We start from the raw sequence: 11731 nt of genomic DNA, 5'->3' as shown, positions 1-11731 counted from the left end.
TACTCGCGGGAGTGTACGTAAATGGCCCTTATCAACAAGGCAATCTTTCCGGTCGCAGGCTTGGGAACGCGCTTTTTGCCCGCCACCAAGGCTCAACCCAAGGAGATGTTGCCCGTGGTGGACAAGCCCTTGATCCAGTATGCGGTCGAGGAGGCCTACGCGGCCGGCATCCGCCAGATGATCTTCGTGAACGGCCGCAACAAGCGCGCCATCCCCGATCACTTCGACACCGCCTTCGAGCTCGAGACCGAGCTGGAAGCCGCCGGCAAGAAGGAGCTGCTCGACCTCGTGCACTCCATCAAGCCCGACGACATGGAATGCATCTACATCCGCCAACCCAAGGCCCTGGGCCTGGGCCACGCGGTGCTGTGCGCCCAGTGCGTGGTGGTGAACGAGCCCTTCGCGGTGCTGCTGGCCGATGACCTGATGGTCGGCAAGCCGCCGGTGCTCAAGCAGATGGTGGACCAGTTCTCCGAGTGGCAGGCCAGCATCCTGGCGGTCCAGGAAGTGCCGGCCGAGCACACCAAGCGCTACGGCATCGTCGCCGGCGCGCCCATCAGCGACCGCCTGATGGATCTGACCCACATGGTCGAGAAGCCCAACCCCGAGGACGCCCCGTCGCGTCTGGGCGTGGCCGGTCGCTACATCCTGACCCCGGGCGTGTTCCGCGAAATCGCCACCCAGCCGCGCGGCGTGGGCGGCGAGATCCAGCTGACCGACGGCATCGCCGCGCTGATGCGTCGCGAGAAGGTCTTCGCCTTCCGCTATGAAGGCAAGCGCTACGACTGCGGCAGCAAGGAAGGCTTCCTGCAGGCCAACGTCGAGCTGGCGCTGGATCACCCGCAGCTGGGCGCGAGCTTCCGCGAGTACCTGAAGACGCTGGAGATCTGACGGCAAAAGCCGCCGGTCCGCGCAAGCGGATCGGCGCGGGTCTGTAAAGGGCTCGCGAAGGACTCGAGAAAGCGACGAAGGCCACGCACTGCGTGGCCTTCTTCTTTGCAACAAGCCGTACGCGCAGTGACGACCGGTGCGAGGACGAGGCGCCTCAGCGGCGCTTGAGCACGTGGATGAATTCGTCGCCGCTGGCGCTCTGCTCGACCAGCTCGTTGCCGGTCTGGCGGGCGAAGGCCTGGAAGTCGCGCGTCGAGCCCGGATCCGTGGCCACCACCTTCAGCAGCTGACCGCTCTCCATCTCCGCCAGCGCCTTCTTGGCCTTGAGGATGGGCAGCGGGCAGTTCAGGCCGCGGGTGTCGAGTTCCTTGTGAATGTCCATGAAGGCGTCCTTGCTGGCCGGGGACCGTCCGAGAGGAACGGCCGCGCGCGGCGATAGGTCCAGATTCTAGAGGCGGGCCCCGGGTCGGCGATCATGGCGACGCCTCGGCGTTCAGGTGCGAGGAGCCATCCAGCGCGGCTCGATGCCGCGTCCGCGCAGCCAGTCCGCCAACGCCTGGCCGGTGCCCGCGGGCCAGCATTCGAGCTGATCGGGCGGCGTCAGCGTGTACTCGATCAGCTCGGGCGAGAGCGTGACTTCCCCGCGCGCCGGCACGTGGTACGCGATGATCACCTGATTCTTCTTCTGGAAGTCGTAGACGCCGATCAGCGTCGCGCCCAGCGCCTCCAGCGAGGTCTCTTCCAGCACCTCGCGCTTGATGCCCTCCTCCGGCGTCTCGCCCGCTTCCATGAAGCCGGTGATCAGCCCGAAAAAGCGCATCGGCCAGGCCGCGTTGCGCGCCAGCAAGACCTGGCCCTCGCGGTCCACGCATTCGACGACGGCGGCCAGCACCGGCGTCGGATTGTCCCAATGCGAGAAGTCGCAGTTGGGGCAGCGCAGCCGGGTCTTGGGGCCGCCGTCTTCGGGCCGTTCAATCCAGGCGAGCTCCGAAGCGCATTGCGGGCAGAAGCGGAAGGTCATGGCGGCGGCTCGTGGTGGATGGCCCCATACGGGCGGCCGTGGATGACGTTGAGAATGAGGATGATCGGCGCGGCGTCGGCGGTGGCGGTGGCGTCGGTGGTTTGAACGCCAGGGCCTCAGGCCGGGAAGACGCCCGTCGACAGGTAGCGATCGCCGCGGTCGCAGACGACGAAGACGATGGTGGCGTTGCTGACCTGGCGCGCGATCTGCAGCGCGACCCAGCAGGCGCCCGCGGCGCTGATGCCGCCGAACAGGCCTTCCTCGCGCGCCAGGCGCCGGGCCATGTCCTCGGCGTCGGACTGGCCGACCAGCACCAGCTCATCGACGTTCTCGGCGCGGTAGATCTTGGGCAGATAGGCCTGCGGCCACTTGCGGATGCCCGGAATGCGCGAGCCCTCGGCCGGCTGCGCGCCGACGATGCGCACCTCGGGGTTCTTCTCCTTGAGGAAGCGCGACACGCCGGTGATGGTGCCGGTCGTGCCCATCGCGCTGACGAAGTGGGTCACGCGGCCGCCGGTGTCGCGCCAGATCTCGGGACCAGTGGTCTCGTAATGGACGCGCGGGTTGTCGTTGTTGGCGAACTGGTCCAGCACGCGGCCCTTGCCGTCGCGCTGCATCTGCTCGGCCAGATCGCGGGCGTATTCCATGCCGCCGGACCGCGGCGTCAGGATGAGTTCGGCGCCGAAGGCCTTCATGGTCTGTGCGCGTTCAATCGACAGGTCCTCCGGCATGATCAGCACCATGCGGTAGCCGCGGATCGCGGCGGCCATCGCCAACGCGATGCCGGTGTTGCCCGAGGTCGCCTCGATCAGCGTGTCGCCGGGCTTGATCTCGCCGCGCTCCTCGGCGCGCTTGATCATGCTGATGGCGGGACGGTCCTTCACCGAGCCGGCGGGGTTGTTGCCCTCCAGCTTGGCCAGCAGCACATTGCCGCGCGCGGCCAGCTCGGGCCCGAGCACCCGTTGCAGCCGCACCAACGGCGTGTTGCCGATCACGTCTTCCAGGGTCGGGTAGCTTTTGAGGTCGGAGGCGCTTGATTCACTCATAGCCGCACATTCTCTCAGCCGGCGTGTGGCCGTGGTGGCATAATGCCTTTTCTTTCGCGGCCCCTCTGGTTCTGTCCACGACGAAGCTTGAGCAGCGGCCCGCGACACGGCCCCAGCGTCGATCCGACCGGGGCCGCTTTGCTGATGACGCCCGGATGGCGAAATCGGTAGACGCAGGGGACTCAAAATCCCCCGCCGCAAGGCGTGTCGGTTCGAGTCCGACTCCGGGCACCACCTCTGACAACGAGGGGCCCTCGCGTCATCAGCAAGACCATCATGGCGTTCTCACTGCGGCTTCGCTTCCTGCGGGGCCAGGGCTTGCCTGCATCGAGCTTGGTTACACTCGACCGAACGCCCGGGTCCCAATGACGGGTCGCCCGCCTCCGCTCACGCCGCCCTCGGGCGGCGCCACTCGAAGACGCCTCGCCCATGCCCTTCCTCCCTCCGGTGACCAAGGCCCTGATGCTGTTCTGCGTGGGCATGTTCTGCCTGGGGCAGCTGATCGGCAGCTACACGCTCAGCCCGATGTGGCTCTGGCCGCTGAACAGCGGCGGCTTCCGGATCTGGCAGCCGCTGACCTACGCCTTCCTGCACGGCGACATACTCCATCTGTTCTTCAACATGCTGGGGCTGTGGATGTTCGGCGCGGAACTTGAGACCGTGCTGGGCCGCCTGCGCTACAGCATGCTGCTGCTGGCCAGCGCGCTGACGGGCGCGGCCGCGCAACTGGTGTTCACCCTGGTCACGAATTCCCCGTCCACGACGGTGGGCGCCTCGGGCGCGCTGTTCGGACTGCTGCTGGCTTACGGCCTGCAGTTCGGGGAGCGCGTGATCATGCCGCTGTTCCCGCCCATCCCGATGAAGGTGAAGTACTTCGTCGCGATCTTCGGCGGGCTGGAGCTGATCCTGGGCTTCTCCGGCGGACGCGGCATCGCCCACTTCGCGCATCTGGGCGGGATGCTCGGCGCTTGGCTGATCATCAATCACTGGCGCCGGCCGCGCCGCTGAGCGCGCACCGCGCCGATCGTCGCGCCGGGGTCAGGTCTCCACCGCCAGCAGGCCCTCGGCCGGCGTCGGATAGCGAAGGCGCTGACGCAGCTCCCGCTTGAGCCGCCGGTTGTCCATGCGGCGCGATTCATTCATGAAGCTCATCTGCATCGGCGAGAACACCGTCGCCGCCTCCGCGCGGGCGACACGCGCCGGCGCCGCCATGCCGCACAGGCGCGCGGCCAGCTCGAAGTAGTCGCCCATCAGCAGCTCGCTGTCGTCGCTCGCATGGATCACGCGCGCAGCGGCCCCCCGCACCAGCGCGAGCCGGCAAGCCCGCGCCAGATCGTCGGCCTGGATGTGATTCGTGTAGACGTCGTCCTCGCGCGCCAGCACCGGCAGCCCCTTGGCGAGACGTTCGCGCGGATGGCCGCCCTCGCGGTCGAAGGCATAGATGCCGGGCACACGCAGCACGGTCACCGCACAGCCCGTGTCCCGCCCCCAGCGACGCAGCTGCGACTCCGCATCGACACGCCGCCAGGCGCGATCGTTGGAGGGATTCGGGCGGCGCGTCTCGTCGATGCGCGCGCCGCCGCAATCGCCGTAGACGCCGCTGGTGCTCGCATAGACCAGATGTGCCGGCAGCTCGCCGCGCGACAGCGCCTGCAGCAGCCGCCGAGTGCGCGCGTCCTCGCGGCCTTGCGCGGCCGGCGGCGCCAGATGCAGCACCCGGTCGGCCAGCCCTGCGAGACGGCGCAGCGTCGCCCCATCATCGAGATTGCCGACCAGCGGAATCGCCCCCGCCGCACGCAACTCGGGCGCCCGCGCGGCGCTGCTGGTCAGCGCGAACACCGTCCAGCGCCCGGCCAGCTGGCGCAGCACCCGCAGGCCCACGTCGCCGCAGCCGATGATCAGCAGGCGCTCGCGGCGGGCGCGGCGCGCGGCGGTGGTCGGGGCGGGATTCGATCCGGTCATGGGCACAAGCGGGGCGGAGCGGGCGGGGCTCAGGCAAAATAGCGGCCCAGTGTACGGCTCGCGCCTTGGTCTTCCGGACCGCGCGGGCCGTGTCGCTTCGTCCCTTTCCGGGTGCTCGCGCGCCCTCCTCCACGTCGCTATCCCGCACCATGAGCTTCCAGGTCACCGTCCTGCCCGCCGGCCGCAACTACTCCGTCGACGACGACGAGACCCTGCTGGCCGCCGCCATCCGCCAGGGCATCGGCCTTCCCTATGGCTGCAAGGACGGCGCCTGCGGCTCCTGCAAGAGCAAGCTGGTCGAGGGTCAGGTCATCCACGGCGAGCATCAGCCCAAGGCGCTGTCCGATGAAGAAGAGGCCGCCGGCTTCGTGCTGACCTGCTGCGCGCGCCCGCAGACCGATTGCACCGTCGAGGCCCGCACCGTGCCCGGCGCCGGCGAGTTCCCCGTGCTCAAGCTGCCCAGCCGCGTGCTGACGCTGGAGAAGCCCGCGGCCGATGTCGCGGTCGTCAAGCTGCAGCTGCCGGCCAACCAGAACCTGCAGTTCCGCGCCGGCCAGTACGTCGAGTTCATCCTGCGCGACGGCGCGCGCCGCAGCTACTCGATGGCCAACGCGCCCAGCCGCCTGGGCACGCCGCCCGCGATCGAGCTGCACATCCGCCACATGCCCGGCGGCAAGTTCACCGACCACGTCTTCAGCGCGCTCAAGGAGAAAGACATCCTGCGCATGGAAGGCCCCTTCGGCAGCTTCTTCCTGCGCGAGGACAGCGACAAGCCCATCGTGCTGCTGGCCTCCGGCACCGGCTTCGCGCCGATCAAGGCCATCCTGGAACGCATCCAGGATCAGGGCATCACCCGCCCGGTGACGCTGTACTGGGGCGCGCGTGGCAAGTCCGATCTGTACCTGCACGACTGGGCCGTCCAGGCCGTCGCGACCATGCCCACGCTGACCTACGTGCCGGTGCTCTCCGAGCCCAAGCCCGAGGACGGTTGGACGGGCCGCACCGGCTTCGTCCACCAGGCCGTGATGGCGGACCTGCCGGACCTGTCGCGCCACCAGATCTACGCCTGCGGCGCGCCGGTGATGGTCGAGTCCGCGCAGCGCGATTTCGTCGCGCAATGCGGTCTGCCGGCGGAAGAGTTCTACGCCGACGCCTTCACCTCGGAAGCCGACAAGCACGCCGGCTGAGCCGCCGTTGATCCTCGTCATCCGCCTTCCGCACCGCGAATCCCGCGTTGAAGGCGTGACATGTGCCAGGGTGGGGAGTGCCGTCCGATACTTGCGGGCATGAAGCACTTTCCGCCGCCCTACTCCAGCGCCGCGCAGTTCGAGCAGCAACTGCAGGATCTCGGTCACACCGTCATCGCGCCGGAGAGCCTGACGCATTGGCTGCATTGCCAGGCCGGTGATCTGCGCGCGCTGCAGACCTTCTGGAACGACCTGCCGCCCGACGCCTACCTGCGCGACGGCGGCCGCTACCGCTTCCGCCGTCATGCGAGCTTCGTCGTCGACGCGCAGGCCGAGCCGGCGGTGCGTCTGGCGCCGCACCGCGCGCACTGGCAACCGGTGGACTACAACGCGCTGCACGGCGGCATCGAGCGCTGGTTCGAGCCCATGGATCCCGCGGCGGTGGACCTGCCCATCTGGCCGCGCCTGCTGCTGGGCCTGGCCGGCGTGGCCGATCGGCTCAAGGGCGCGCGCCCCTGGTTCGTCGAGGCCCACCAGTTCCGGATCGACACGGCGGGCGGCATTGGCCGCCCCACGCCCGAGGGCGCGCACCGGGACGGCGTCGATCTGGTGGCGGTCTTCATGCTGACCCGCCACGCCATCAAGGGCGGCGAGTCCCGCGTCTTCGAGGCCGACGGCCCGCGCGGTCAACGCTTCACCATGATGGAGCCCTGGACCCTGCTGCTGCTGGACGACGAGCGCGTCATCCACGAGACCACGCCCATCCAGCCGATCGATCCGGCCCACGGCGGTCATCGCGACACGCTGGTCGTGACGCTGCGGGCGGACGCGTTCATGGGGCGGTGAGCGGCGCCGCCGAGTCGATCGCATCGCCGCCTCGAAAAGCAGGGGACTGGTGTTCGCGGTGACGGTCGAGCTCGATCGGTCGACGATGAAGGTGAACGGCAAGGTCAGGGCGCCTGCAGGGCTTCCTCGATCCGCTCATGCCGCGGCGGATCCGGCAGCTCGGCGAAAAACATCGATCCCCGCCCCGGCTGGCTGCTCACGCCGACGTGCCCGCCCTGCGCCTCGACGATGCGCTTGGTCAGCGCCAGCCCCAGCCCCGTGCCGCGGTACTGGCGCTGCACCTCCGAGGGCAGCTGGGTGAACTCGGTGAACAGGCGGTGCTGGTCCTCCTCGGCGATGCCGGGACCGGTGTCCTCGACCTCCAACCGCAGCCAGTCCGGTCCCAGACGCGACGCGCGCACCGTCAGCCGGCCTCCCGCCGGCGTGAACTTCCAGGCGTTGGACAGGTAGTTGTAGAGCACCTGCCGCAGCCGCAGCGGGTCGGTGAAGAACAGCGGCGGATCGACGTCGATCTCCAGCGTCACCGTCATCGGCTTGGCGGTGAAGCTGCCCGCCACCACGTCGACGACTTCCCGCACCACGTCCGGCACCGAGGTCGCGCAGGGATGCAGATCCAGCCCGCCGGCCTCCAGCCGCGCCAGGTCCAGGATGTCATTGATCAGATCCAGCAGATGGCGGCCGCTGGACAGGATGTGGCCGGCATAGCCACGCACATGGTCGTGCGTCAACGCCGGCCCGCCGTCCACCAGCAGCTGCGAGAACCCGATCACCGCATTCAGCGGCGTGCGCAGCTCGTGCGACATGTTGGCCAGATAGCGGCCCTTGCGCTGGCTGGCTTCGAGGATGCGCTTGTTCTCCAGTTCCAGCTCGGCGCTGCGCAACCGCAGGGCCTGCGCCCGCATGCGCGCTCGCGCCTCCCGCGTGCGGGCCAGCGCGTAGTCGATGGCCCGCGCCAGCGCCCGTGGCCGCACATCCTGTTTGGACAAATAGTCCTGCGCGCCCGCCGTCATGCAGGACAGCGCCAGCTCGTCGTCGTCCATGCCGGTGAGCACCAGGATGGGCGTGTCCCGTGCCTGGGAACGTACCGCGCTCACGCACTCCAGGCCGGCCGCGTCGGGCAGGTGCAGGTCCAGCAGCACGGCGGCGACGCGATGCCGCTCCAGCAGGCTGACCGCCTCGGCCAGTCGCGTGGCGCGCACCACCGGGCGCTGCGGCGCGGGCGCCTCGGCCAGCAGATCGGTGATCAGGTCGGCGTCACCGTCGTTGTCCTCGACCAGCAGGATGGGCAGCTGCGTGCGTCGCCCACCCGATGGGCCCGGCCCGCCCGCCCCGCCCGGAACGGCGGGTCCGACCGGTCCGCCCGCGTCCATGGGATCCATGCGCACGGTCATGGCAGCTTCACCACGGTGAACCAGAAACCCTCGATCGCCTGCACGATGGACTGGAAGGCCACCAGCCCGACCGGCTTGGTCACGTAGCAGTTGGCGCCCAGCTCGTAGCTCTTGACGATGTCGTGCTCCGCGTCCGAGGAGGTCAGCACCACCACCGGAATCTCCTTCAGATGCGGCTCGGTCTTGATGCGCGCCAGCACCTCGCGGCCGCCCACCTTGGGCAGGTTCAGATCGAGCAGGATGAGGTCGGGCCGGGCCACCTCCTCGAACGGCGGCTCGCGCATCAGCCGCGAAAGCGCCTGCGCGCCATCCACCGCCACCGCGATGTCCAGGCGCAGCCGGCTCTGCTCCAGCGTCTCGGCCACCAGATCCGCGTCGCCGGGGTTGTCCTCGATCAGCAGGATGTTCAGCGGTTGGCTCATGGCGCTCAGCCTCCTTCCATGCGGGCCGGCGCCAGGGTGAAGGACACGGTGCTGCCCTGCCCCGGCGCGGAGTCGATCCAGATCGATCCGCCATGGCGCTCCACGATGCGCTTGGCGATGGCCAGGCCGATGCCGCTGCCCTCGTAGCGGCCCAGTTCGTGCAGCCGCTGGAACATCTGGAACACGCGCTGCGCGTACTGCATGTCGATGCCGATGCCGTTGTCGCTCACCTGGATCAGCCAGCGATGCCCCTGCGGCCGCGCCGAGATCCGCACCCGCGGCGCCGCCTCGGAGCGGAACTTGATCGCGTTCGTGATCAGGTTCTGCAGCAGCTGGTGGAGCTGGCCCTCGTCGGCCTGCACGCGCGGCAGCGGGCCGGCCTCGACCACCCCGCCCGACTCGCGCAGCAGCCGCTGCAGCGAATGGGTCACCGCCTCCAGCACCTGGTCCGCCTCCACCGGCAGCAGCGGCTTGCCCTGCGATCCCACGCGGGAGTAGGCCAGCAGGTCCGCCACCAGCCGCTGCATGCGGCGCGCGCCGTCGGAGGCGTAGCGGATGTACTTGTCGGCGCGCTCGTCGATCTGGCCGGCGTAGCGCTGGGCCAGGAGCTCGGTGTAGTTGGCGACCATGCGCAGCGGCTCCTGCAAGTCGTGCGAGGCGACGTAGGCGAACTGCTCCAGCTCCGCATTGCTGCGGCGCAGCTCGTCCTCGCTGCGACGGCGCTCGGTGATGTCGATGATGGAGGCGACGACGTAATGCCCGTCCGGCGCGTCGATCGGCGTGAGCCCGATCTCCACCGGCATCTCCGAGCCGTCCTTGCGCAGGCCGAAGAGTTCCCGCCCCGCGCCCATGGGCCGCGCCTCGGGCCGGCCGGAGAAGGAGGCCACGTGACCCGGATGTCCGGCCCGGTAGCGCTCGGGCACCAGCATCTCGATGGGCTGGCCGAGGAACTCGGCCCGCTCGTAGCCGAACATCTCCTCCGCGCGCCGGTTGACCAGCCGAATGCGGCGCGCCGAGTCGATCATGATCATTGCGCTGGGCGAGGCTTCGACCACCAGCTCGAAGCGCTCCTGGGCCCGCTTGCGCTCGGTGATGTCGATGATGGAGGCCAGCGTGCACAGGCCCTCGGCGGTGTCGATGGGACTCAGGCCGATCTCGATGGGGACTTCCTCGCCGTTCTTGCGACGGCCGAAGAGGTCGCGGCCCGCGCCCATGGCGCGCGTCTCCGGCCGGGCGAAGAAATCGCCCACATGGCGCGGATGGCCGGCCTGGTAGCGCGCGGGGATCAAGGTCTCGACCGTGGCGCCCAGCAATTCCTCCCGCGGATAGCCGAACAGCTCCTCGGCCTTGCGGTTGATCAGCCGGATGCGGCGCTCCCGATCCACCAGGACGATGGCGCTCGGGATCGCCTCCACGATCGACCGGAACCGGTCGTCAGCGGGGTTGTCAGTCACGGAGCCTCCCTGTGGCGTGCGCAGTGCGCACACCATCAGGACAGAGGTGTATCACGGGCGTGGGCTGTACGCCAAGGGGTGGCCGTCCCCTGCTCGTGGGCGATGGGTGCGGACAACGGCCTGGCGACAACGAGACGCGTACACTGACGGCCCCCGCAGGCGTCACAAGCGCGAGCGGGCCGCATCGGCGCATCAGGCGCCGGTTTCATTTCAAGCATCACAAGTGCAGGTTCACCCATGAACGCCATCACCGACATCGCCCGCGCGCTGGCCGCCGGCTCGTCCGACTCTCTCCCCTCCTCGCTCTTCGGCCTGCCCGACCAGGCCCCGCACGAACGCGTGCTGCTGGCCGCCGATCCGGTGACCGGTCTGAAGGCGATCCTGGCGGTGCACAGCACCGCGCGCGGTCCGGCCTTCGGCGGCTGCCGCTTCTGGAGCTACGACAACGAGCTGGCCGCGCTGAACGACGCGCTGCGCCTGTCACAAGGCATGAGCCACAAGAACGCCCTCGCCAACCTGCCCTTCGGCGGCGGCAAGGCGGTGATCATCAAGCCGCAGGGCGAGTTCGACCGCGCCGCGTTGTTCGCGGCCTTCGGTCGCGCGGTGCAGTCGCTGGACGGCGCCTACATCACCGCCGAGGACGTGGGCACCACCACCGCCGACATGAAGGGCATGATGGCCCACACGAGTTACGTGTCGGGCATCCCGCGCGATGGCGCCTTCGGCGGCGACCCGAGCCCGAAGACGGCCTGGGGCGTGTTCGTCTCGATTGATGAGGGCGTCAAGCGCGTGCTGGGTCGCGAGTCGCTGCAAGGCGTGCGCGTGGCGCTGCAGGGTCTGGGCGCGGTGGGCTGGCATCTGGCCGAGTTCCTGCATCGAGCCGGCGCCAAGCTGGTGGTGGCCGACGTCAACGGCGAGAAGGTCGCCCGCGCGGTGACCGAGCTGGGCGCGCAAGCGGTGAGCGTGGACGAGATCCTGGCGGCGGACGTCGACGTGGTGGCGCCCTGCGCGCTGGGCGCGACGTTGAACGCGGTGTCCATCCCTGCGCTGAAGGCGCGCCTGATCGCCGGCGCGGCCAACAATCAGCTGGCGACGGCCGCCGACGGCGACGCGCTGCAGGCCCGCGGGATCATGTACCTGCCGGACTATCTGGTGAATGCCGGCGGCATCATCAGCGTGGCGCGCGAGTACCGCGGCGAAGGCGAGGAAACGGCCGTGATGACCGAAGTCGGTCAGATCCGTGGCCGCGTCGCCGAGCTGCTGGACCGCGTCAAGACCAGCGGCCTGACGCCGGCCCGCGAAGCGGACGCCTGGGCCCGCTCGCTGCTGATCAAGGCCTGACCCAAGCGCCCTCGCCCGCTCGCTCTCAAATCGGAGCGTCGGGATCCCCTCGCCCGCTGGCGGGAGAGGGGCTGGGGGTGAGGGCCATCACACGCCAAAGCCCTTGAATGGCGGAAAGCGTGCATTCATCCTCGGATGAACCCGATCGCCTAACGAATACGAGTTCGGGC

The 11731-nt window shown here is 69.3% G+C and carries 12 protein-coding genes and 1 tRNA gene; 6 read left to right on the top strand and 7 right to left on the bottom strand.

Going from position 1 to position 11731, the window contains the following annotated elements:
- The first annotated feature begins 21 nt into the window (after positions 1-21).
- Positions 22-891 (top strand): UTP--glucose-1-phosphate uridylyltransferase GalU, encoded by an 870-nt coding sequence (gene galU / locus ABDW59_RS10770; protein WP_343629747.1) that lies wholly within the window; start codon positions 22-24, stop codon positions 889-891.
- Between the two features lie 154 nt (positions 892-1045).
- On the opposite strand, the gene ABDW59_RS10765 is transcribed toward galU, so the two are convergent.
- The 3 genes from ABDW59_RS10765 to cysM form a co-directional block, all read right to left on the bottom strand.
- A complete protein-coding gene (locus ABDW59_RS10765; protein ID WP_067063834.1) occupies positions 1046-1273 on the bottom strand; it encodes a sulfurtransferase TusA family protein in 228 nt (75 codons plus the stop codon).
- Between the two features lie 111 nt (positions 1274-1384).
- On the bottom strand, positions 1385-1912 hold the full coding sequence (locus tag ABDW59_RS10760) for an NUDIX hydrolase (protein ID WP_343629744.1): 528 nt from the start codon (positions 1910-1912) through the stop codon (positions 1385-1387).
- A 116-nt stretch (positions 1913-2028) separates the two neighbouring features.
- On the bottom strand, positions 2029-2958 hold the full coding sequence (gene cysM, locus ABDW59_RS10755) for a cysteine synthase CysM (protein WP_343629743.1): 930 nt from the start codon (positions 2956-2958) through the stop codon (positions 2029-2031).
- 149 nt (positions 2959-3107) lie between these two features.
- Between cysM and ABDW59_RS10750 the strand changes: the two genes are divergently transcribed.
- Together ABDW59_RS10750 and ABDW59_RS10745 are read left to right on the top strand one after the other, a co-directional pair.
- Positions 3108-3192, top strand: a tRNA-Leu gene (locus ABDW59_RS10750).
- A 195-nt stretch (positions 3193-3387) separates the two neighbouring features.
- The gene (locus ABDW59_RS10745) at positions 3388-3966 is read left to right on the top strand and encodes a rhomboid family intramembrane serine protease (protein ID WP_343629742.1); all 579 of its coding nucleotides are present in this window, start codon (positions 3388-3390) and stop codon (positions 3964-3966) included.
- 30 nt (positions 3967-3996) lie between these two features.
- Here ABDW59_RS10745 and ABDW59_RS10740 read toward each other — a convergent pair whose 3' ends face one another.
- Positions 3997-4920: an SDR family oxidoreductase gene (locus tag ABDW59_RS10740; RefSeq protein WP_343629741.1), complete on the bottom strand. Its 924-nt coding sequence runs from the start codon at positions 4918-4920 to the stop codon at positions 3997-3999.
- A 149-nt stretch (positions 4921-5069) separates the two neighbouring features.
- Here ABDW59_RS10740 and ABDW59_RS10735 point away from each other — a divergent pair, with 149 nt between their 5' ends.
- Complete coding sequence (locus tag ABDW59_RS10735; RefSeq protein ID WP_343629740.1) at positions 5070-6107, top strand: CDP-6-deoxy-delta-3,4-glucoseen reductase; 1038 nt, start codon at positions 5070-5072, stop codon at positions 6105-6107.
- A 99-nt stretch (positions 6108-6206) separates the two neighbouring features.
- Entirely contained in the window at positions 6207-6953 is a 747-nt protein-coding gene (locus ABDW59_RS10730; protein WP_343629739.1) for a 2OG-Fe dioxygenase family protein, read from the top strand.
- A gap of 104 nt (positions 6954-7057) precedes the next feature.
- Here ABDW59_RS10730 and ABDW59_RS10725 read toward each other — a convergent pair whose 3' ends face one another.
- Genes ABDW59_RS10725 through ABDW59_RS10715 form a run of 3 tightly spaced genes read right to left on the bottom strand, consistent with a single transcriptional unit; the run spans position 7058 to position 10220 of the window.
- Entirely contained in the window at positions 7058-8344 is a 1287-nt protein-coding gene (locus ABDW59_RS10725; RefSeq protein WP_343629738.1) for an ATP-binding protein, read from the bottom strand.
- Entirely contained in the window at positions 8341-8766 is a 426-nt protein-coding gene (locus ABDW59_RS10720) for a response regulator (RefSeq protein WP_343629737.1), read from the bottom strand. The genes ABDW59_RS10725 and ABDW59_RS10720 overlap by 4 nt, the downstream gene beginning before the upstream one ends.
- Positions 8767-8771: 5 nt before the next feature.
- Positions 8772-10220 carry a PAS domain S-box protein gene (locus ABDW59_RS10715; RefSeq protein ID WP_343629736.1) on the bottom strand — a complete coding sequence of 483 codons (1449 nt, stop codon included), beginning with the start codon at positions 10218-10220 and terminating at the stop codon, positions 8772-8774.
- Positions 10221-10457: 237 nt separating this feature from the next.
- Here ABDW59_RS10715 and ABDW59_RS10710 point away from each other — a divergent pair, with 237 nt between their 5' ends.
- On the top strand, positions 10458-11561 hold the full coding sequence (locus ABDW59_RS10710; protein WP_343629735.1) for a Glu/Leu/Phe/Val dehydrogenase dimerization domain-containing protein: 1104 nt from the start codon (positions 10458-10460) through the stop codon (positions 11559-11561).
- Positions 11562-11731 lie beyond the last annotated feature (170 nt).

This window comes from Roseateles sp. (assembly GCF_039595295.1).
Classification (GTDB): Bacteria; Pseudomonadota; Gammaproteobacteria; order Burkholderiales; family Burkholderiaceae_C; genus Roseateles.
The sequence above is the reverse complement of the archived record's forward strand: the minus strand, read 5'-3'. Positions and strand labels throughout refer to the sequence as shown.